The sequence below is a fragment of the Plantactinospora sp. CNZ321 genome, from assembly GCF_004217235.1.
In genome coordinates this window covers 6,465,070-6,485,913 of the sequence record NZ_SHKQ01000001.1, presented here as the reverse complement: position 1 = coordinate 6,485,913, position 20,844 = coordinate 6,465,070, and the positions used below count along the sequence as shown (strand labels likewise).

General features: G+C 70.8%; 15 protein-coding genes and 1 pseudogene. 6 read left to right on the top strand and 10 right to left on the bottom strand.

Translation table 11 applies throughout. The features are described 5' to 3' along the window. Positions 1-9: 9 nt before the first annotated feature. The 5 genes from EV371_RS28085 to EV371_RS28065 are packed head-to-tail and all read right to left on the bottom strand — an operon-like array spanning position 10 to position 4,438. Positions 10-897 (bottom strand): cupin-like domain-containing protein, encoded by an 888-nt coding sequence (locus tag EV371_RS28085; protein WP_130464706.1) that lies wholly within the window; start codon positions 895-897, stop codon positions 10-12. Beyond that, positions 890-1,942, bottom strand: coding sequence for a pyridoxal-phosphate dependent enzyme (locus EV371_RS28080; RefSeq protein WP_130464705.1), 1,053 nt, complete (start codon positions 1,940-1,942; stop codon positions 890-892). Before EV371_RS28080 ends, EV371_RS28085 begins: the two co-directional genes overlap by 8 nt. Then, positions 1,939-2,625 carry an FMN-binding negative transcriptional regulator gene (locus tag EV371_RS28075; RefSeq protein WP_165436856.1) on the bottom strand — a complete coding sequence of 229 codons (687 nt, stop codon included), beginning with the start codon at positions 2,623-2,625 and terminating at the stop codon, positions 1,939-1,941. The genes EV371_RS28080 and EV371_RS28075 overlap by 4 nt, the downstream gene beginning before the upstream one ends. Next, positions 2,618-3,073 (bottom strand): DUF3291 domain-containing protein, encoded by a 456-nt coding sequence (locus tag EV371_RS28070; protein WP_130464703.1) that lies wholly within the window; start codon positions 3,071-3,073, stop codon positions 2,618-2,620. Before EV371_RS28070 ends, EV371_RS28075 begins: the two co-directional genes overlap by 8 nt. 12 nt (positions 3,074-3,085) lie before the next feature. Then, positions 3,086-4,438 carry a SidA/IucD/PvdA family monooxygenase gene (locus EV371_RS28065; protein ID WP_165436855.1) on the bottom strand — a complete coding sequence of 451 codons (1,353 nt, stop codon included), beginning with the start codon at positions 4,436-4,438 and terminating at the stop codon, positions 3,086-3,088. 226 nt (positions 4,439-4,664) lie between these two features. Between EV371_RS28065 and EV371_RS28060 the strand changes: the two genes are divergently transcribed. Next, entirely contained in the window at positions 4,665-5,843 is a 1,179-nt protein-coding gene (locus EV371_RS28060; protein WP_165436854.1) for an NAD(P)/FAD-dependent oxidoreductase, read from the top strand. A 90-nt stretch (positions 5,844-5,933) separates the two neighbouring features. Continuing rightward, positions 5,934-6,758 (top strand): annotated as a pseudogene (locus EV371_RS28055) (class I SAM-dependent methyltransferase); the annotation flags it as partial. Between the two features lie 324 nt (positions 6,759-7,082). On the opposite strand, the gene EV371_RS28050 reads toward EV371_RS28055, so the two are convergent. Beyond that, a complete protein-coding gene (locus EV371_RS28050) occupies positions 7,083-9,869 on the bottom strand; it encodes a helix-turn-helix transcriptional regulator (protein ID WP_165436853.1) in 2,787 nt (928 codons plus the stop codon). A gap of 309 nt (positions 9,870-10,178) precedes the next feature. On the opposite strand from EV371_RS28050, the gene EV371_RS33575 reads away from it, so the two are divergent. The 4 genes from EV371_RS33575 (at position 10,179) to EV371_RS28030 (ending at position 13,142) form a co-directional block, all read left to right on the top strand. Continuing rightward, a complete protein-coding gene (locus EV371_RS33575; protein ID WP_165436852.1) occupies positions 10,179-11,126 on the top strand; it encodes a helix-turn-helix domain-containing protein in 948 nt (315 codons plus the stop codon). Then, positions 11,123-11,332, top strand: coding sequence for a hypothetical protein (locus tag EV371_RS28040; RefSeq protein ID WP_130464698.1), 210 nt, complete (start codon positions 11,123-11,125; stop codon positions 11,330-11,332). The genes EV371_RS33575 and EV371_RS28040 overlap by 4 nt, the downstream gene beginning before the upstream one ends. A gap of 170 nt (positions 11,333-11,502) precedes the next feature. Further along, entirely contained in the window at positions 11,503-12,330 is an 828-nt protein-coding gene (locus EV371_RS28035) for a hypothetical protein (RefSeq protein ID WP_130464697.1), read from the top strand. A gap of 35 nt (positions 12,331-12,365) precedes the next feature. Beyond that, the gene (locus EV371_RS28030) at positions 12,366-13,142 is read left to right on the top strand and encodes a hypothetical protein (RefSeq protein ID WP_130464696.1); all 777 of its coding nucleotides are present in this window, start codon (positions 12,366-12,368) and stop codon (positions 13,140-13,142) included. A 103-nt stretch (positions 13,143-13,245) separates the two neighbouring features. Here the strand turns inward: EV371_RS28030 and EV371_RS28025 are convergent, their stop codons facing one another. From EV371_RS28025 to EV371_RS28010, 4 genes are read right to left on the bottom strand one after another with little or no spacing between them, the layout of a single operon-like run. After that, positions 13,246-14,799 (bottom strand): phospholipase D-like domain-containing protein, encoded by a 1,554-nt coding sequence (locus EV371_RS28025; RefSeq protein WP_130464695.1) that lies wholly within the window; start codon positions 14,797-14,799, stop codon positions 13,246-13,248. After that, a complete protein-coding gene (locus EV371_RS28020; RefSeq protein ID WP_130464694.1) occupies positions 14,792-15,970 on the bottom strand; it encodes a hypothetical protein in 1,179 nt (392 codons plus the stop codon). The genes EV371_RS28025 and EV371_RS28020 overlap by 8 nt, the downstream gene beginning before the upstream one ends. Before the next feature lie 40 nt (positions 15,971-16,010). After that, positions 16,011-19,361, bottom strand: a complete 3,351-nt coding sequence (locus tag EV371_RS28015) for an AAA domain-containing protein (protein ID WP_130464693.1) — start codon at positions 19,359-19,361, stop codon at positions 16,011-16,013. Between the two features lie 14 nt (positions 19,362-19,375). Next, positions 19,376-20,821 carry a TIGR02710 family CRISPR-associated CARF protein gene (locus tag EV371_RS28010; protein ID WP_165436851.1) on the bottom strand — a complete coding sequence of 482 codons (1,446 nt, stop codon included), beginning with the start codon at positions 20,819-20,821 and terminating at the stop codon, positions 19,376-19,378. Between the last annotated feature and the right edge of the window lie 23 nt (positions 20,822-20,844).

Below are 20,844 nucleotides of genomic sequence, written 5' to 3'. Positions count from 1 at the left end.
GGATGTGTCTCAGCTGACGTAGGTGAGGTAGGACTTGTAGAGCGGGAACACGTACTGCGACGGGATTCCGATGCCGACCCCCGCGAACGACAGCGCGTTGTAGTAGCCGTTCTTGAGTGGCGCTCCCCGCAGGACGCTAGCCATTCCCGACAGGGCGCTGGCAGCGGTGTGCCAGTCGATGTTGAAGGAGATCGTCATCGACAGGTTGCGGACGTGATGTAGCGTGCCCGGCGGCATGTAGAGCATCTCGCCGGGTTCGAGAACGACGGTGACCGGTGTGGTGGCGGTCGACCTGGGGAATTTCTGGTAGTCGGGCGCCGTGGGGTCGAAGCGTGCCCACCGCCAACCATAGGTGTAACAGATCTTGCGCTGGCCGGCCGGGATCAGAGTGAACTGTTTGCGGCCGGCGATGTGGAAGAACAGGTTGTTGGTCAGCAGCGTGTCGAAGTGCAGCGGCGTGACGCTGCCGGTCGGTCCCATGAAGTACTGGACGTACTCCGGCCAGTTGCGCCTGTACCAGCTGGGAAGGAGGTCCGACGGGAAGGGCTGCACGTCTCGCACCAGGTCCGGGAAGGACCGGAACAGGGGAACGTCGTGCAGGTAGCCCGGCATCTCGACCGGCTCGCCGCCCTCAAGCCCGGCCTCGTAGGCCTCGAGCGCTTCCGTGTATCCAGCGAGCGTGACCTGCTCTCGCCTGCCTTCGGCGACGTTGCCCTTCTTGACACCCAACGGCGCCGGAGAGGTGTGCTGGCGGAAGTAGTCGACGCCCCAGTCGAGCGCCCGCCACTGCGACATCATGCCGCGCACGACGACCGGCCGTCCCTTTGTGACGTACTCCCCGTAGAAGTCTCGTCGGCTGATCCCGTCGACCCGTTCCACAGCGGTCCACTCAGTCATCGCTCGGCCGCCCTTCGCCCACCTCGGGTTCCTCGTCCAGTAAGCCCTGCGCCGCCATCCATTCGTCGTCGTACGCCTTTGTGACGTAGCGGCTGCCGCTGTCCGGAAGGATGACGACAACCGTTTGCCCGGACAGGTGCGCTCCGGCTCCCCGGATCCAGCGGGAGGCACCGACCACCGCCGCGCCTGACGAGACGCCGGCGTAGATTCCCTCTCGCCTGAGGAGGCTTCGCGTCATCAGGAAGGACTCGCGGTCACCTACCCGCACCACGTCGTCGATGAGCCCGAAGTCGATGTTCGACGGGATGCAGTCCTTGCCGATGCCCTCGATGAGATAGGGCGCCGGTGTGCCCATCACGCCTGTGCGGTACGCCTCATGAAGGACCGAACCATAGGGATCCACACCGATGACCCTGATGTCCGGCCTGTACTCCTTGAGGGCCCTTCCGGTGCCGCACAGCGTCCCGCCGGTGCCGAGCCCGGCTACCAGGACGTCCACCTGCGGCAGCTGACGGATGATCTCGGGCCCGGTGTGCCGGTAATGGTATTCCCGGTTCGCCAGGTTGTTGTACTGGTCGATGTAGACCGAGCCAGGCCTGGCCGCGGCGATCCGGCGCGCCTCGTTGCAGTAGTTGCGTGGATCCGACGGGGGGACCGTCGGTGTGACGACCACGCGTGCGCCGAGTGAACGCAGCACCTTGATCTTCACCTCGGACATCTTGTCCGGGACGGTGAAGACGCATTCGTAGCCCTTCACGGCGGCAGCCATGGCCAGGCCGATTCCGGTGTTGCCCCCGGTCCCCTCCACGACCAACCCGCCGGGCCGGAGCACACCGCGCCGCTCGGCGTCCTCCAGCAGCCAGGCGCCGATTCGGTCCTTGATGGAACCGCCGGGATTCATGAACTCAAGTTTTGCGAACACCCGCGCGCCGACACCCTCGACTACGCGGTTGAGGCGCACGATGGGGGTATTGCCGATTGCCCCGAGTATGTTGTCGTGCACCTCGACGGGAGTGTTGGGCGGACGGGCTGCTGTTTGCGTCATTCTTTGCTCTCCCGGGTCTCCTGTGGCTTCGCGGGGCGGCGTTGACCAGTCTGGGCAACGTCCTCGGCGAAACGGGTGACCGCACGCTCCTGCCGGGCATGGAGGCGGTTCAGCAGGCCTCGATACGCGCCGAGGCGGTCCCCGAACACCTTGTCCTGTGAAAACTTGAAGGTGGCATCCATGGAATCGACGACGAGCCGGAAGAACGTGATGCGGGCCAGCAGGCCGTCGAGGACGTGTGCCTCTGGGTCGAACCGGTATGTCGTGCCATGCCCGCTCTCCAGCACCTCGATCATTAGTGCGAGGTGCTGGAGCTTGACATCGGGCTCGTCGATCAGCGTGCTCACTCCGACTACCTGTGCGACTGCGTAGTTCCAGGTAGGGAACTGCTCCGTCACGTAGTCCGCAGGGGAGATGTAACCGTTCGGCCCGTGGAAGATGGCGCGTACGCGTCCACCGTCGAGAATCGGATGGAAGGGGTTGCTCTTGTCGAGGTGCCCGAGAAGCGCCGGCCGAGCGTCATGGTGCGGGTCGATGATCACCGGAAGGAACGTGACACTGCGGTCTGCGCGGTCCTCGGGCAGGAGCGTTGCCAGGGGGAACTGGTCGATCAGGTGAAGCACCTGGTCCGGATCACTGCTGCGGTATCCGTCGGTCAGATACGGATAGGATCGGCTAGGCATCGCCACTACCCGGGCGCACGGCCGGGACTCGGTCGAAGGTGAAAGCGTACGGCGTGGGGCCATGCTCCTGCAGGTGCCGCAACCGCGCCTTGGCCTCGTCCAATGTGGGAAACCCGGACTCGTCGACCCACCAGAGGACGTAGCTGCGCTCGGGTATCACCTCGAACCATTCACGGCGTCGGCGGAGCACGTTCGCGTGAGCTGACCGGTACACGAACTCCTTGAGCTGCTCGACAGTGCGCCAGACCGATAGATTGAAGATGATCGTCGGGTCGTCGAAGGCCCGGATGGCGGTGGCGTTGCCGCTTTCGTCGTGCAACCGCCAGACGAACCCGTCCCAGTCGTCGGCGGCCCCGTTGACCGGATCCAGGCTGGCCATGAAGTCACTCATGACCGGGTGGTCGAGTTGATAGCGTTCCTTCGAGATGTTGAACTGCGCTACAAACATGAGGAACTCCGGTCAGAGGTCGGTGAGTGCGCGCCCGCTCACCGCGGCGGTCAGGGTGCGGTGGATGTCGAACGCCCGGTACGACAGCAGGCTGAACGAGCCGGCGTCGCCAAGTCCATGGGTCGACTCGCAGAGACCGTTGAGGAAGACCGGCGGTGCGTCGGCGTCAGCCGCAGTGGGAACGAGCTGGTAGTCACGAGTGACCCGCAAGGTTCCGTCGGGATTCTTCTCGTAGCGACCGTACAGGTCACGCATCAACGGATGAGAAACTTCCTCGTGCTCACCGACACCGAAGTTGCGGAATCCGGTGGCGAGCACCACGGCGTCCACGTCGAGTGCGTCGGCGTCGCCGGTGTGCCGGTCCAGCAGCTGTATCCGGATCTGGTCACCATGCCAGGCGGCCTCCAGCACGTCGGTGTTGTTCCGCACGGAGATCGATTCGTCGCCACGGACCGCCTGCTCGTACCGGAGGAAGTACAGGTGCTTCAGAACGTCGTGGTCGACCGAGCTGTAGTTGCTTCTCCGTACCTGCTCGGTAAGGGCCTTCTTCGACTCCGGAGACGCCTGGTAGAAGTAGTCCGTGTGGCTGGGGAAGAGTAGATCCTCGGTGAAAGGGCTGGTGTCTTTCAGCACATAGCTGAAGGCTCGAAACACGCTGTTGATCCTGGTGTCGGGGAACGTTGCGTGGAGGTCAAGGAGGATTTCGACGGCACTTTGACTCGCGCCGATCACCGCCACGCTCGCCGGCTTCTTGTCCTTTCGCCACCCGTCACGTCGCTGCACGTATTCCGTGAAATGAAATATCCGATCTCCGAGGAGCTTCGCGAACGGTTCCGGAATGTTCGCCGACCGTCCCGGTGCGAAGGATAGCGCCCGCCCGAGGATGTCGCCGGATTCAGTGCTGACGCGGACCAGGCGGCGCCCGGTGGCGGGGTCCCGTAGCCTGCCCAGCGCGATAGAGGTCGCCTGCGTGTTGTAGGAGACCTGGCTGGCGAAGTGGTCTGCCACCCAGGACACGTAGCGGGCGTAATCTGATCGGGGCGGATAGGGAGAGTCGAGGTTGAGGAAGTGGAACAGCCGATTGTTGGCCTTCAGATAGCTGAGGAACCCGAAAGGACTGCAGGGATTCTTGGGAGTGATGAAATCGCGCAGCGGGTTGTGCTGGATGTCGGTGCCGTCCATCAGCATTCCCGGTTGCCACGCAGGCCCGGAGTTTGCCTCCAGAAAATGCATCGACTCCGTGCCGCCAGCCTCGGCATGCGCAACAGCGAGCGCAATATTCGCTGGGCCGAATCCAATGCCGACAACGTCGAAGATCGGAATGCCGTCGACCGTCGCGGTCACCTGATCGTGGACATGATCCACCGTTACTTCCCCCGTGATCCACTCGACGGCATGCGGGCCGTCTAGCCGCCCATCCTGGCGGACATCGATCAATGTAAGGGGGGACGTAGATCATATCAAGGGAGTTTCATCAGATCGGGGCGCCAGTAGCTGCTTGACATATCATCATGGCGCATGTAAAGGCGGGACTTTTATTGATCTTGTTTGGGAGCGATTGCTATCGTGCATCGCCGTGTCTCGTTCTATTGTGATCATTGGTGCCGGCATTGTCGGTACGGCGGTCGCTGAGCAGCTCAGTCTCAGTGGCGACTGCTCCGTGACCGTCGTCGATCGGGCGGGTGCAGGTCGGCTGCCCGGCTCCACCGGCCACGCCCCGGGATTTGTCGGCATGATCGCCGACCATCCGATCATGATCGAGCTGGCTCGTGACACCATCCGCTTGTATCGACGGCTCGACCGAGGCGGTCGCTCGGCGTTCCGTAGCACCGGTGCCGTCGAAATCGCATGGACGGCGGAGGGGTGCCGTGGGCTCCTGCGTCGGCTGGAGCAAGCGAACTCCGCAGATATTCCCGCGCGCCTCTGCGCGCCGGATGAGGCTGCCCGGCTGGCTCCGCGGATGGTGGACGGTGCACGGGCACGACTCGGTCTGCACCTGCCGCTGGACGGCGCCGCCGACGCCACGTACATCACCGCCGAACTGAGGGCACGTGCGCGGGCCGCCGGCGCGCGGTTCGTGGCCAACGCTGACGTGACGGGCATGCGGACGCGCGGTGATCGCATCACGGGCGTTCACACGCCGACGGAGACGTTCCCGGCCGACGACGTCGTCATCGCCGGTGGCATCTGGGGTCCTCGGATCTCCGCGCTGGCCGGCGTGCGGCTCCCTCTGGTCCCCGTGGTCCATCCGTACGTCTACGCGTCCGCCCACACCGCGACGCACCGAGCCGCTCCGCTGGTCCGCTGGCCAGATCTGGGCAGCTACGCCCGCGACCACGGCGATCGAGACGGGCTCGGCACGTCCGGCCACGATCCGGTGCCGGCGCCGGAACTCACGTGGACCGCAGAGGTGCCCTGGTCGAGTACCCCAATGGACCAGGCGATCGCCGCCGCGTTGCAGGCGTTCCCCGATGCCCAGCGCTGGTCCCCGGAGCGGCGTGTCGCCGGGGTCCTCTCCATCACACCCGACAAGATGCCGCTCGTCGGTCGAGCCGGACCGGACGGTCTCTGGGTGGCCGAGGCGATCTGGGTGACCCATGCCGCGGGAGCCGCCCGCGTGCTCGCCGCCATGATGCACGACGAGCAGGGTCTGAAAGCGGTGACCAGCGCCCTGGACCCGGCCCGGTTCGCCCACCTCACCGCCGAGGACTGTGATGCGGCTGCGCTGGGCAGGTACCGCACTGGAGTGGCGTCGAGACCGTCCATCTGACTGAACCTTCTTCAGCCTGAACCGCGCGGCGCTCACAGACCGCGTCCGACCTTGCGCTCAGACGGACCGCAGGGGGAGGTTGAAAAAGGTTCAATGGTGACGGCCATAGACAGGGAACTGGAGGCGCGCGCAATGGGTATCAGGACGACGCCGGAAGAACAGCTTGAAGTGTTCGGTGCCCGGTTGTACGACACCATCGGATCCGCCTACCCGGCGACGCGGCGCACCGAACCACGGATCGCCGCGCGCATCTGGGATGCGCTGGGAGACGCCCGATCGGTGCTGAACGTCGGGGCCGGTACCGGCTCCTACGAACCCCCCGACCGCGACGTCACGGCGGTGGAACCGTCGGCGGTCATGCGGGCGCAGCGTCCCGCGGACGCGGCGCCCTGCGTGGCGGCGGCCGCGCAGAGTCTGCCGTTCGAGGACCAGTCCTTCGACGCCGCGATGGCCGTCAGCACCGTCCATCACTGGCCGGATCCGGTCGCCGGGCTGCGCGAGATGCGGCGTGTGGCCCGCCGGGTGGTGGTGTTCACCTACGACGCCGATGACACCGGCTGGCGTCAGCGGTTCTGGCTCACCCGCGACTACCTGCCCGAGTTCGCAGACCTCCTCGTCGGCTGGCCCTCCCTGGCCGACCTGACCCACGCGATCGGTGGACGTGCGGAGCCGGTGCCGGTCCCCTGGGACTGCGCTGACGGCTTCTTCGAAGCGTACTGGCGCCGGCCCGAGGCGTACCTGGACGAGCATGTCCGGCGCGCGGTTTCGGTATGGACCAGGGTCGGACCGCAGGCTGAGCAACGGGCAGTCAGCACTCTCCGCGAAGACCTCTCCTCCGGCCGGTGGGCCGAGCGCAACCGCGACCTCCTCGCCCTCGACACGGCAGAGCTCGGCCTTCGCCTGCTCGTCGCCTGAACCGCCCTGCGGCATTCCGGCCGCCGGCCGCAGGTCGGCCAGTCGAGGTGGTGGGCCCGGCGTCGGAGATATCGCCGTTCGACCTGGTTCTGGGTCAGCGCGGCTGCTTCGCGGTACTGCGCTGCCGCGCCGGCTGGGTCACCGGCGCACGCGGCCGGCTGTTCCTCGGGCCGCAGGGTGGGATTCCGCGACGAAGGCACTTCAACCGGGCCTGGCACAAGGCCCCACTGCTCCTGGACGCCGTGCTGTTCACCTTGCCCGATCGCTCCGGCGGGTAAGATCGCCCAGGTGGACGTCGTCGACGACCGTCCGATGTCGACCCGCTCAACCCCTGGGTTCGGCTTCGAACTCGGCGGCGATCCGGCCGGCCATGGCGGTGCGCGAATGTACGCCCAGCTTGGCGAAGACGCGTGACAGGTGCGACTCGACCGTGCGGCGACTGAGGAAGAGGCGGGACGCGATCTCCTGGTTGGTCAGCCCGGTCCGTACCAGTTCGGCTATCTCGCGCTCGCGCGCCGAGAGTGCCACCCGGGGCGGGGCTTCGGCCCGATGCCGGTCGAGCACCGACAGGAGCCAGGTCGCGCCGTACGCCTCGTAGCCGTCCCGCGCGCGCCGCAGGGCCTCCCGGGCAGTGCCGGGCCGGCCACCCCGGAGGTGTGCGATGCCGGCCAGGTGCCGCGCAAGTGCCGCCTCGACGGGTGCCTCGGCGGTGGCGAGCCGGTCGGCGGCCTGGTCGGCCAGCGCGGCGGCCTCGTCGAAGCGACGGGCCAGAGTCGCCACGTACGCGCGAGCACAGGTCGCCCAGCCGACTTCATAGCGGAGGCCCGCGGCGTCGGCCAGCGCTCCAGCCCGGCTGGCAAACCGTCCAGCGCCGCCGATGTCACCCGACCGGGCCAGCGCGATGGCGCGCAGGGCGTCGCGCGGCACGGCGGTCGGCGGCCCGGTCGGCCACGACTCCGGCGGGCCGGAGACGATTTCCAGGCAGGGGCGGGTCCTACCGGCGGCCAGGTGTGCGATGGCGAGGTTGACCTGCGCGACGCGCCACCACATCCGGGAACGTGGTCGGCCGGTCGCGCGGAGGCGGTCGGCGGCGGCGATGGCGGCGGACGGTCCGGCTGTCCAGAGCAGCGGGCGCAGCGACACCGCCTCCGCCATGGCCCGCATCTCGACGCTGCCGATCCGACCGGCCGCGACCACGGCCTCCTCGGTCAGTTGGATGGCCGGCTCCAGGTGCCCGAGCCGGGTCTGCAACGCGGCCCGCACGATCAGCAGGTACGGCAGCGCACTGCTGTCCCGAGCGCTCTCCACGACCTCAGCCGCCCGGTCGAGTTCCCTGGCGGCCGCGTCGAGGTCGCCCAGTTGCATGTGGACCCACGCCAGTGGGCCGAACAGCTCGACGTGCGGGCGCAGCGTCGGGCCGGTCGCGACGTCGGCCAGCCTGGCCGCTGCGGCGGCATGGCGTCGAGCGGCGGCGACGTCGCCCTCCTGGAGGCAGCCGAAGGCCTGCAGCGCCCGGGCCGCGGCGGCGAGCGGCGGCCGATCGTCGCCGAACAGGGCGAGTGCACGCTCCGCGTGGCGCAGCGTCGCCTCGCCGTCCTCGCGGAGCGCCCCGATCGCGGCGAGTTCCACGTGCAGTTTCCCCCCGGCCGTCGCGGGCAGCCGCTTGCCGTCCAGTTCCGCGGTGAGCAGCGTCGCCGCCTCGTCTATGTCGCCACGCAGGCGGGCGACGACCGCGCGGAAGGCCGCCGCCTCGGTGCGTACGGGGTCGTCGGCGTGCGCCAGCTCGCGCAGTACCTCCCGGCTGCCCTCCAGATCGCCGCCGAGGCCGAGCGCGCGGGCGTACCGCAACAACACCGTCGGCCGCCGGTCACCGAGGCGGTCGGGATCCGGCAGCAGGCGTAGGGCCATGCCGAGCCAGCGGGCGGCCTGAGCGGGCGCGCTGTACGTGAAGGCCAGCCCCGCCTCGATCAGCACCTCGGCGGCGGCTGCGTCACCGGGCTGGGCCGAGCGCGCGATGTGGTGCGCCACCACCTGAAGCGAGCCGTGGCCCGCCCGTAGGTGTTCCGCCGCGCGGGCGTGCGCGGCGACCCGCCACGCCGGGCCGGCCAGTTCGTGCGCGGCGGCGCGTACCAGCGGGTGGCGGAACCGCATCTGGCCGCGATCGACGTCGATCAGCCCGCGCCGGTGCAGCTGGTCGGCGCCGGCGATGACCACCTCGGTCGGCAGTTCGGCCACGTACGCGACGAGGTCGATCGGCGCGTGGGAACCGGCGACCGCCGCCGCGTACGCGATGCGCCGCAGCCGTTCGTCGAGATCGGCGATGTCGGTGACCAGACCGGTGAGGATGTGGCTCTCCGAGGCGTCGAGGTCGTCCTCGTCCACCAGCGCGGCGAGTGTGTCGTCGCGGAGCCGGGACAGCGCCTGGACGTAGAGCGGATTCCCGCCGCTGGCGCGCACGATCAGTGCTCTGCGGCGACGCGGCACCTCCGGCAGGAGTGCGTCGACGTCTGCCGGCCCGAGGTGCGGCAGGCTGATCTGGGTAGCGGCCGGACCGACGTGCGCGATCGCGTCGACCACGCCGGACGGTGGCTGCTCGGTACGGAAGGCCACCGCCACCAGCGCCGGCCGCCGCGGTGGCTTGCGGATCAGGTACTCGGTCAGCTCCAGCGACGGGGAGTCCGCCCAGTGCAGGTCGTCGAGGAGCAACGCGACGCCGGGCGGGCGGGCACCGTCGAGCAGCCGTCGTACCCCGGAATAGATGCGCGCCCGGCCAACAGACGAGGCCGAGCCGGTGGCCGCGTGGCCGCTGACCGCCCGCGACACGGCGTCGCCCTCCTCGCCGACGTCCTGCCCGGACAGGAGTGGCTGGAGCGCCTCCGCGTACGTCGCGAAGGGCACATCCTGCTCGAACTCGGTGGCCTGGCCCGCGCAGACCAGCAGGCCGGCCGCTGCCGCCCGCTGCTCCAGCGCACGCAGCATGCGGGTCTTGCCGATGCCCGGCTCACCACCCAGCTTGACCACCGCGAACCCGCCGCCGGCCACCGCCGCCACGGCCCGGTCCAGCGCCGCGAGTTGGGCATCACGGCCGACGAGCGGCGCATCCGCGGCCACGGCGCCTCCCCAGACTCGCTGCTGGGCCAAGGATAGGCGGGGCTCGACAGATTCCGTAGTTTCACGGATACCCGCGCCCCCGCGGAGACGCGATCCTCTGGCGCAGGCGCCTGGCCGGAGGGCAGGCTCAGGCGCGGTCACACGGGCAGGAGACGCGGGATGCGTGACCACGCAGTGGCTGACCTTGGCGGCGCACCGAGGTCGAGATTCGGGAAGGCGCCTCCGACCGACCGCGTCGTGCTCGGTCCCGAAGCGCCGTCGTTGTCGGTCTGGGGCCTGTCTCCGGACGCGGATCTCATCTTCCGCTGCATGCTGATGTTCGGCTCGCAGACGGCCGGGCAGCTTGAGCGCGGCCTCGGCATGTCCCGGCACCGGGTCGCCCGCGGCCTCGACGAGCTGTTCTCGGCGGGCGCGGTCGACCATCGACCGGGCCGCCGGGCACTCCGCTGGACGCCGCTGGAGCCCAGCCGCGTGGTGCCGGCACTCCGCGAGCGGCGCCACTACGCCAGCGCCCGGGCCGCCCGCCGGTCCATGAGGCTGCCCGAGGTCCTGCGCGGCCCGGTGCCACTCGACGACGGCATGCGACACCTGCCGAGCCGGAAGCTGACCCGGGCCCGGCTGGCCGAGCTCGTCAGGACCGTACGGCACGAGCACCTGGCGATGCAGCCGGAGCGCTCGTACGAGGCCGAGTCGGCCCGCTCGGCGGTACCGATGGATCGCGCGTTGCTCAGTCGTGGCGTACGCGTGCGGGTGCTGGGCGCGTTGCCGGCGGACGCGGAGGACCCGCTGGTCGCGCACGGCCGGCAGGAGGACGACCTGCGGCCGGAGTACCGGCAGGCGACCGAGACACCGGTGAAGTTGATCGTGATGGACCGCCGCACGGCGTTGCTACCGGTCAGCCCGGAAGACCTGGACCACGGATACCTGGAGATCACCCAGGAGGCGGTGGTCGGCGCGCTGGTCGCGCTCTTTCATCGGCAGTGGGAGGCGTCCGTGACCCGGCAGGAGCGCCGGGCGCCGCGGCCAACGCTCGACGATCGGGAACGGGACCTGCTGAGGCTGCTCGCGCAGGGGCATACCGACGCGAGCGCCGCGCGGGCGATGCGGATCAGCCGGCGGACGGTGTCGAGCACGCTCCGTGCCCTGATGGACCGGCTGGGCGTCGGGAACCGCTTCCAACTCGGGCTCGCCGTAGGCGCCCAGAACCTGATCGAGCCACCGGGCACCGGGCCTGCGGAGATGGAGGGTGAACGATGAGGCGAATCTTGGTGAAGCGAATCATGGTGGCCGTGGCGGCACTGGCGCTTGCCGTGCCAGCGGCGGCGGCCGGCGCCAGCGGCACGATCACCGGCGAGGCCACCGGGAGGCCGTCCGTCCCGCCGCCCTCGCCGGCTGTCCTCGACCCGACGCCAGGCCAGGTCAGCCAGCCGCGCAAGGACCACTTCTGCGGCACCTGCGTCTAGTAGAGGGGCGACCGGCAATCCGGGCCGGTTGCGTGATTGGGCAATGTCGGTAACGGAAAGATCACGGCGACCCGCGCGCTGCCGCGCCGTTGCTTGCATGGGCGGCACCGGCTACGCGACCGCGCCTCGGGCCCTCCCCACGCTGCGCGGCACGGTAGGAGGAGGCAACGATGCGAAGAATCAGAGTGCGGGCGGCGAGACAGTTGCTGCGCGGCGTCGCCGCCGTCGCGCTGGCTCTGGCCATGACCCTGGCGGGCACCCCGACGCCCGCGAAGGCCAGTGACAGCAACGGCAGCTACTGGGTGTTCGTCGACATCCTGATCAGTGCCTACGAAAAGGGCAGCGACGGCCGGTACACCCCGGCCGAGATCAACGAGCTGATCCAGGAGGTGATCGGCGCTGTCAACGGGGCGAAGGCCGATGTGCTCGCGCGGCTCGACAGCGAGACCACCAACGAACTCCGCGGCAAGGCCGAGGCGGCCCTGACGAAAGCCGAGCTGCTGCGGGTGCCGTGGCTTGCCGGCCCGGCGATCAACAGCATGCACGACGCGGCGTACTCGGCGAAGGCACACCTGGGCACGGTCAAGGACTCGGACGCCGCGCTCAACGACGTCGGCAAAGCGATGATCGTACTGTTCACCGAGCTCAACGCCGCTTACCTCATGGTCGACGCCGACGAGGGTACGAACCTTGCGCAGGCCCAACGGCCCTACTTCCGGCAGGGGTTGGAATACCTCATCCGGGAGATGACCCCGAACTGCAGCTACGGTGGCGTCCCCAACGCCGGGATGATCTCGTACGGCTGCTCGTACGACGGACGGAGCGTGCGCGCCGTGTACTGGGCGGGCAGCAACACGTACTCCATCGACGGCGGCCCGCCGATTCCAGGAATGATCAGGGAGGCCGTCGTCCAGGACTTCCTGATGGCCAACACCGCCAGAGTGCTCGCGCAGCAGGCCCTGGACGTGTTGCTGCGCAACGGCGTCCCACTCCCGTAACGCCCGTGATGCCCATCCGAGGAGGAAGTGCGTACATGAGACGTAGATTCGTCAACGGCGTCGTCGCCGCCACCGTTGCCGTGGCGCTCACCGTCGGCGGCACCGCACGGCCGGTCCAGGCGTCCTGGGCCACCTGGGCCACCATCGCCGTGCAGGTGGTGCAGAGCCTCGGTAGTGGGGGCGGCGGTGATCTCGAACGGGCCAAGCGAGAGATCATCGCCGCCGTCGAGAACGCCAAGCAGGACATCCTCAACCACATCGACACGATCGCCGCCGCCGATGTCCAGGCCTGCACCGAGGCGGCGGTCACCAAGATCGCTCAGATCGACAGCATGCCGGGGAGCCTGCTCGGCCCGTTCGTCAACGGCGCCGTCGACTGCGCGACGCTGTCCAAGTCGTACTTCAACGCCGTGCAGAGCCTTCCGGCGGCCGACACCATCGGCAAGCTCATGGGGGTCATCTACGCGATCGCCATGGTCGCCTTCGCCAAGTACGGCCTCTCCACCACCGCCCTGCTCGACGGCCTGATCAGCGGCTACCAGTCGGTCGTCACGAAGCTGGCGCCGAGCTGCAGTGACCAGACGATCCGGGAGTACGACTCCATGGGGCGGCTGGTCACCGTCGAGATCCAACACACCTGTGTGGCGTACAACGGCGATCGGGCGTGGGACTTCGAGCTGTACTACCGCGGCAGGTTGCAGGGGCCGCCACTCGACCGTGCCCGGATCAGCATGGACGCCACCCGAAACACGAGCCGGTGGACCGCTCAGCAGTCGCTGCCGACCCTGCAGGCGATTCGGGCGGGAGCCTGACCGACCGCCAACCGCACGGAGGCCCGCCGCGCCCACGCGGCGGACCTCCGGGGCGGAAGGCTTCTGCGGACCGGTGTCATCCGCTCCCGTGCCCGACGTCGACTCAGCGGAGCCGGGTCAGCACCGCCGGGCAACAACCCCGGCTCGGGCCGTTGCCGGCCCTGCCGGGGTCGGGTCGTTCGGCGTACCAGTCCTGTATCCGGGTGGCGGCGGGCCGGCTCTCCGCCACGGTGAGCTGGAACCGCGCGGCCCGGGCCGGCCGGAGCGTGGCGACGACGTCCCCGACGTACAGCCGGAGTTCCCGGTCCTCCTCCCAGAGCACCGGGCCGGCGGCCGCCGCGTCGACCAGCCGCCGCCAGTCGGCGTCCGTGGCCGACACCGTGAGTCGGGCGCCGTGCGGCCAGCGGCGCCGCCACCGGGCGCCGAGCCCTCGGTCGAGTTCGCGCTGGGTCGGCGCCGGTACGAAGGACAGGTCGGCGTGCTCCATGGCGTACCGGAAGTACCGCCGGGCCTCGGCCAGCGCCGGACGGCCGTCGAGCCGGGTGCCGACCTCGACACCGGAGAACATCCCGTGTACGGCGTCGAAGTTCGCCGAGAAGAGCGCCCCGTACCGGCCGTCGGCGATCGCGCCCTTGGCATGGGTGTCCGAGTCGGCGTGGATCGTCACGCCCAGTTCGGCCAGCGCAGCCGTGTCGGCCCGGTGCTCCGGGACGTTGTTGCGGGCCCGGACCAGCAGCCGTACGTCGAGATCGTGCGCGGCCATCGCCCGGCGCAGCGGATCGAGCAGCAGCTCGGGCCGGTCCCGGATGCCGACCAGGCTGAAGGTGGCGAGCAGCAGCTCCCGCCGGGCCCGACCGATCACGTCGTGCAGGGCGGCGAGGATGCCCCGCTCCCGGTGCGGTCCGTCCCCGTCGTCGCCGTCATACGTCCAGATCACCCCCGGCCCGGCGGGCAGCGTCGGCACGGATACCGGACTCGGCACCGGAACGCGTTGGTGCAGCGCATACTCCGTACCGGGCAGTGCGGCCCAGGTGCAGCCGGCGAACCAGAGCCGGGTGAAGAACCGGGCCAGCCGGTCGACCTCGGTCGGATCGCCGACCAGCACCCCGTTCTCCCCGGTGGCCCGCTTCCGGGCGGTGCCGACCAGGGCGCTCGTTTCCAGGTTGGCGCTGGAGACCAGCGCCAACGTGTCGTCGACGACCAGGAACTTGGCGTGGCAGCCCTCGTGCCCGCGTAGCGCGATCCCGCGCCGGGTCAGCTCGTCGAACCGCTTCTTCTGGGCCTGCACGTCGACCTCGTCGACGTCCTCCAGACTGGACAGGTCCCGCTTGAGGGACTGCTCGGTCCAGGAGCTGACCACGTAGACCCCGCCGCGCAGCCGGTCCACGGCGGCGAAGAGCGCGTCCAACAGATCCCGGTCACCGATCCGGAAACTGGCCAGGAAGATCTTGTGCCGGGCACCCTGGATCAGCTCGATCGCCGCCCGGTGGATCGACGGGACGGAACCCCGGTAGGTGAACCGGTGCCCGTACTCCCGGTCGGTGTCGGGCGCGTCCGGGAACGGCTCCCCGGAGACGTCCCGGAGCAGGAAGTACCCCTCCGGCGCGGTGAGCGCGCCCAGGTCCAGTTCCTCCGGCAGGACGGCACCGTCAGGCATAGCCGAAGTCCTCCGCCTCGCGCAACGCGTAGACCAGACCGGGGAATCCCAACCGCCAGGCGCGGTCGCGCAGCTCGGGGCTGCTGGGCAGCGCGGCGATGTCGGCGCCCGGCCCGGCAGCGGCGGTGATCCGCCGATCCACCTCGATCAGCGTCTCGGCGGTCCGATCGGCGCCGACCAGGTCGATCGCCAGCTCGACCACGGCGTCCTCGCCCCGGGCGGCCAGCCCGAGCGGCAGGGCGAGGTTCCGGCCCCGGTCGGCGAGGCGCCGGGCGAGCGCCCCGGAGATCCAGCAGCGCCACCGGCCCGGGCCGATCCGTTCCGCCTGCGGCGCCACCCGCTGCGACCCGCCGAGCAGCGCGTCCCAGGCCCGGGCCCGGGTGGCCGGGTCGTGCAGCGCGTCGGCCAACCCGAGCCAGTTCTCGGCGAGCCGGCTCGCACCGGGCAGGTCGAGGCGTACCGGATCGTGCTTGCCCTCCCCGCGCAGGGTGAGGACCGGCCGGTACCGGTCACCATCCACCCGCAGCTCGCCCCGGCACCGGTACACCGGACACCAGCCGTTCCGGCTGATCATCGGTGACCCGGTGGCGGACTCGGCCACGCCGGTGGTCTCCTCGTCCACCCCGGCGACCGTTCCGGCGGCCAGCCGGGCGCGCAGTTCGTCGGCGAGGGTGCGGCCGGCCAGCCGGGGCGGCACCGGGGCGTTCCCGACCGACCGGGGGCGGAGCCGGTCGATCTCACGCAGCCCCGAGGAGTGCGGATCGAGCGCGAGCAGGTCGCCGGTGCGCGGCAGCAGGACAACGTCCAGGCTGACCAGCCGCTGCCGGTAGACCGTCCGGGTCCGGGCGGCCCGCTCGGCGCCAGGCGACAGCGGCCGGTACCCGTCGCCGTCCCGGGCCAGTGCTCCGGCCGCGACCAGCCGGCGCGCCGCCACCGGCAGCAGCGTCGCCCCGGGCAGGTTGGTGATTTCGAAGAACTCGTCCGGGTCGGCCCGGCCGGTGGTCGTCGCCAGTTCCAGCACGAACCGCTCCAGCGGGGTCATCTGCACCGGCGAGGCGCGTTCGAACGGCACCCCGCGCCACCAGCGGATCGGCACCAGCACCTCGGGCAGTATGGCGGCGGTGCCGGGGGCCGGTTCGGCGGGTGGCTCGGCCGGAACGAACTCGATCATGCGACACCCAGCACGGTCACCCGACCGCCGCTCGCCCCGGTCACCCGACGCCCTTCGCGATCTTCATGTCGGACCGCTTCTCGAGCAGCCCGAAGAGGTTGCGATAGAACTCCTCCGCCGCCGGTACGCCGTTGAGCCGGCGCAGCGTCGGGGCGTGCCCGACCAGCACCAGTCCCCGGCGGGCCCGGGTGCAGGCGACGTTGAGCCGCCGGACGTCCTGCAACCACCGACCGTACCGGGCCGACGGGGTGCCCCGACCGACGAAGGCCCGGCAGAACGACAGGAAGACGAGGTCGCTCTCCTGGCCCTGGATCTTGTCGATCGCGTCGACCACCTGGAAGTCCAGGGCGCGGAAGTCGTCGAACGCCGGCCCGCCGAGTCGAGTCCGCAACTCGGCCGCCTGCCGCCGGTAGAAGGTCAGCACGCTCACCGTGACCCGTTCGCCGCCGGACCGTCGCAACCGGGTCTCCCAGGAGCGGCACATCCGGGCGACCAGCTCCGCCTCCAGGTCGTTGACGAAGCCGTTGCCGACGGTGCGCTCCTTCGCCCGGCCGCCGTAGACCGAGGTGTCCACCAGCACCACCGGGGTGTTGGTGCCGCCGTAACGCAGCGGAAGCACCTCCGGCCGGTCCGGGGTCAGGTAGTCGCCGCCGTAGACCGGGCCGGAGACCAGCGAGGCGATCGGCTCGATCATCCGGCGCTGCACCCGCAGCCGCTGCCGCAGCGCCGGCGGCACACCGGCGACCGAGACCTCGAAGAGGCTGCGTACCAGGTGATCACGCATCGCCGTCAGCAGGATACGTTCGGCGTCCGCGCCGTCACGGCCCAGCCGGCGCCAGGCGGTTTCGAAACCGCGCCGGTACAGCTCCGGCCAGCTGCCCGATTCCCGGAGCCGCTCCGCGGTCGCCAGCACGGTGTCGGTACGGAACTGGTGCAACTCCTCGTCCTCGGTCCAGATCGCGGCCAGGTGGTCGACGGCGCTGCCCAGGTCGGCGGCGGCACCCCGGCCGACCATGTGCAGGGCGGCGAGCGCGTGCAGATGGTGCTCGTCGCTCGGCTCCACGTACGGCGGAAGCTGGTGCTCGTCGCCGACCAGCACCCAGCGACGGGCCCGGACCGCACCGATCAGGAATTCGCTGTCCACCACCCGGCTCGCCTCGTCCACGATCAGCGTGTCGAAGTCGGCGTCGCCGAGATCCCGGCTCACCCCGGTGGTCGTGCAGCAGATCAGGTTCGCCGACCGGAGCAGGTCGGCGTCGACCTGGTCGGCCAGCGACTCCGGGGAGCCGCCGGCCAGCCCGGAGAGCTCGAACCAGCGCTGCTCCAGATGGATCCGCCGTTCGTGCCGGGTCAGTTCGGCGTCGAACCGGTCCCGCCAGCGTCGTACCTCCGGCTCGGGCCGGCCGGCAGGGTCCTGGTCGATCAGCGTGCGCACCCGGTCTGCTGCGCGGCCCGCATCGGCGCGGGCCGCCGCGGCCTCCGACTGCCGGCGCCGCACCTCCGCGCCGTGCCACCGCTCCCCGGGGACCCGCTCCGCCTCCAGGGCGGCGATCCGGGTCCGGGCCGCCGCCTGCCGGCCGGCCCAGGACCGTTGGTCGTGGTCGAGTCGGCGCCGCTCCGCCTCGCTCGCCCGGTAGGCGTCGCCGAGCCGCGCCACGTCGTCCGGAGACTCGAAGAACGCCCGCACCCGGGACCAGAACCGGCGGGTCGGCGGCACCGCCGCGAGCTGCGCCCGGAGCGCCTCGGTCCGGGCCGCCACCGAAGGCAGCGCCGCCGCCACCCGGTCCAGCACGCCCGCCGCCTCGGCCTCGCCGGCCCGGCTGGCCGCCAGGTCGGCCGCCAGCCGCTCCCGCCAGGCGCCGCGCTCCCGCTCCGCCGACCGCAGCGCCTCGGCCGTCACCCGTCGCCGGCCGTCGGCGGCCAGGAAGGCGTCCACCGTGTTCCGCCGCTCCCGCATCCGGTTCGCCTCGGCCCGCCAGCGGCCGGCCTGCGAGGTCGCCGGGCGGCGGGCCTGCCGCAGATACGTCCGGCTGACCTCCCTCGGCAGGTACCGGCGCAGTTCCGTGGCGACCCGGGACTCGTCCCAGGAAACCCGCAGCGCCAGGATTCCCGGCTGGTCGGCGAGCCGGCGCAGCACCTCGTCGACGGCCACGTGCATCGGGGCGAGCAGCAGCACCCGCTCGCCCCGGCTGACGAGCTGGCGTACCACCTCGGTGATCACCGTGGTCTTGCCGGTGCCGGGCGGACCCTGCACGTGACAGACATGTGGGGTACGGACGGCAGCGCTCACCGCCGCCCGCTGCTCCGGGTTGAGCCGGTCGTCGAAGTACGCCGGCAGGGGCGGCAGCTTCACTGCCGGCAGCCGCCCCGGGGCGCAGAGCAGCAGCGCCAGGTGTTCCCAGTCGCCCTCGACCTGCTCGTCGAGGAACCGGCACAGCGCGGCGCTGTGTTTGCCGAGCGCGAACCGGCCCTGCTGCACCAGCAGCACCGGGGTCTGCGCCGCGATCGGTGTCCCTGGCGCGGCCAGGGCGAGCATCCGATCGCCGCCGTCCAGGTCGAGGTTTCGTTCGTCGCCGTCCAGGGCGAGCATCCGTTCGTCGCCGTCCAGGGCGAGCATCCGTTCGTCGCCGTCCAGGCCGGCCGAGAGCAGCCGCAGCTTGGCCTCGCTCTCCGGGGCGAGCACCGTCACCGTACGCCCCTCGGCGAAGCTGGCCGGCTGGTCGAGCCGGAGCCAGAGCACCGGCTGCTCCGCCAGCCGGCCCTCGCCGACCACCGTCGCGGTGCCGCGCACCGTGCCCTCGTGAATGCTGCGCTCCTCCAGCAGTTCCAGCATCGCCAGCAGCGGCTGATAGCGGCGGCGGACCCGGGCGTGCAGGTCGCCGCGGGGTCGGGGCGGTGCCGTGCCGCGGTGCAGCTCGCGGGCGGCCGAGTCGCGCACCGACCGCCGCCGTTGGACGGTCCGCAGCCCCTCGGCGAACGTCTCCACCAGCTCCGGGAGGTGGCAGTACTCCTCGTCCCAGACCGGCACCAGGCGGACCTGCCGGGGCCGGACCGTCTCGGTACGGCCCAGCCCGCGCGCCGGCTTCACCGACGTGACGTACGCCTGCGGGACCCCGCTGTCCCGGGCGCCGCGCGCCTGGGCGAAGACCTCGAACCGGGTACCGGCCAGCCGGTAGTACCGGCCGTCCCGCCCGGTCCGCTCCTCGACCAGCAGACCTCCGGCGAGGTCCGCCCGGATCTCCTCCAGGTCGTACTCGGCGAGCCAGCGGGCCCGCTGCGGGTACGACAGGCACACCTCGGTCCGCTCCGCCGCGCTCGGCGCGAACAGCTCGGCCTCGGTCGCCCGGCAGTACTCCTCGGCCCACGACTGCGGCACACGTAGCTGCTCCATCCCCGGCCGCACCATCACCGATCGTCGCGGAGGAAGCGGAGCTCGGCGCAGAGTTCGTCGACGTCGTTCCCGTCCCCGTGCAGCCCCCAGTACGCGGTGAGCAGCCCGGACGCCTCCGCCCGGAGCGACTCGGTGTGCTCGGCGGCGATCGGCTCGGTGCCGTGCGCCAGCACCGACTTGTTCCGGGCCCAGGTCCGGTCGCGCAGCTCGCGCAGCCGCCCCGGGTCGACCAGCCCGGTACGCCGGGCCAGCTCGTCGTCGAGCGAGGCGAGCAGGATCGCGGCGGCGAACAGGGTCAGCTTGTTGGGCGGCCCCGAGGGAGCGGGCGGGGTGAGCGACCGGGACACCTCCGCGTAGCCGGCCCGGACGTCGGCGGGGTCGCCGAGGTGGGACCAGTCGCAGTCGTCCGGGTCGAAGCCGGGGTAGCGGTGTCGCAGCCGACTGGTCAGGCACGCCTCGACGGTCCGGTAGAACAGCAGCGCCGCGAAGTCGTGCCGGCCGAGCTGCTGGTAGTGCAGTCCGAGCACGTAGAAGCAGACCACGAAGGCGGTGGCGTCGCCGTCGGCCAACCGGCGGGCGAACCAGAGCTGCCGGTCGATCGTCGCGGCGGTCTCCGGGTGGAGGTTCCGACGGCCCTGCCGGAGGCTCTGCTCCACCCCGGCGACCGCCGCCGGCAGTGCGGCCAGGTCCAGGTCGCACCAGGTCCGGTACAGCTCGGCGAGGGCACGCATCAGCCGGGCCCGGCCCGGTACCGCGATCCGTTCGGCGATCTCGTCGTAGCGGCGGCGGGCCGCCTCGAACGCGCCGGACCGGAACATCTCCAGGGCCCGGGCGAGCTCCTGCTCGCCGAAGAGCGTGGTCGGATTCTCCAGCGAGATCAGCCGGACCTCGCCGTGCCGGAGCTGCCGGGTCACCGGGTCGAACTGGTTCTCGACGTACGTCAGCCCGAGGTTGAGCTGCCAGGCGGCCAGCGCGGCGGCGGCACTCATCACCTTCCGGCCGCCGGTGATGTCGATGACCGCGTGCCGCCCGTCCCGTCCGGCCAGTTCCCGGGCGATCTGCTGGTACATGTCGAGCGGGTCGCTGGCGTCGACCAGGACGTGCCGGAAATCCTGGAACCGCAGCCGGTCCGGCCCGACCAGGCGCTGGCCGATCAGGTCCACACTGTCCGGTGCGTCCCTGGAGGTGATCACGACGAGCCGGCTCGGCCGGAGCAACTCGTAGGTGAGCACCGTCGGGGTGGCCGCGAAGCCGCAGAGGCTGATCAGCACGTCGACCCTGCGCCGGGGCAGGTGACTGGCGGCCCGGGCCCGGTCGACCGCGTCGGCGAGCAGGTGGTCGAGATAGTACGCGGTGGCCTGGAGCGCGGGGCTGCCGTCGGCGTACCGCTGCTCGCCATGCTCGATGCGGCGCATCGTCTCGACCCGTTCGGCAAAGGAGCCCGCTCCGTCAGACGGCATGCCCGACCCTATCGAACGGGGGT

Excerpts from the sequence above, each read along its gene's own strand:
- EV371_RS28015 (WP_130464693.1), bottom strand. The coding sequence starts at position 19,361 with ATGGAGCAGCTACGTGTGCCGCAGTCGTGGGCCGAGGAGTACTGCCGG.
- EV371_RS28080 (WP_130464705.1), bottom strand. The coding sequence starts at position 1,942 with ATGACGCAAACAGCAGCCCGTCCGCCCAACACTCCCGTCGAGGTGCAC.
- EV371_RS33575 (WP_165436852.1), top strand. The coding sequence starts at position 10,179 with ATGCTGATGTTCGGCTCGCAGACGGCCGGGCAGCTTGAGCGCGGCCTC.
- EV371_RS28030 (WP_130464696.1), top strand. The coding sequence starts at position 12,366 with ATGAGACGTAGATTCGTCAACGGCGTCGTCGCCGCCACCGTTGCCGTG.
- EV371_RS28010 (WP_165436851.1), bottom strand. The coding sequence starts at position 20,821 with ATGCCGTCTGACGGAGCGGGCTCCTTTGCCGAACGGGTCGAGACGATG.
- EV371_RS28020 (WP_130464694.1), bottom strand. The coding sequence starts at position 15,970 with ATGATCGAGTTCGTTCCGGCCGAGCCACCCGCCGAACCGGCCCCCGGC.
- EV371_RS28070 (WP_130464703.1), bottom strand. The coding sequence starts at position 3,073 with ATGTTTGTAGCGCAGTTCAACATCTCGAAGGAACGCTATCAACTCGAC.
- EV371_RS28085 (WP_130464706.1), bottom strand. The coding sequence starts at position 897 with ATGACTGAGTGGACCGCTGTGGAACGGGTCGACGGGATCAGCCGACGA.
- EV371_RS28075 (WP_165436856.1), bottom strand. The coding sequence starts at position 2,625 with ATGCCTAGCCGATCCTATCCGTATCTGACCGACGGATACCGCAGCAGT.
- EV371_RS28035 (WP_130464697.1), top strand. The coding sequence starts at position 11,503 with ATGCGAAGAATCAGAGTGCGGGCGGCGAGACAGTTGCTGCGCGGCGTC.
- EV371_RS28025 (WP_130464695.1), bottom strand. The coding sequence starts at position 14,799 with ATGCCTGACGGTGCCGTCCTGCCGGAGGAACTGGACCTGGGCGCGCTC.
- EV371_RS28040 (WP_130464698.1), top strand. The coding sequence starts at position 11,123 with ATGAGGCGAATCTTGGTGAAGCGAATCATGGTGGCCGTGGCGGCACTG.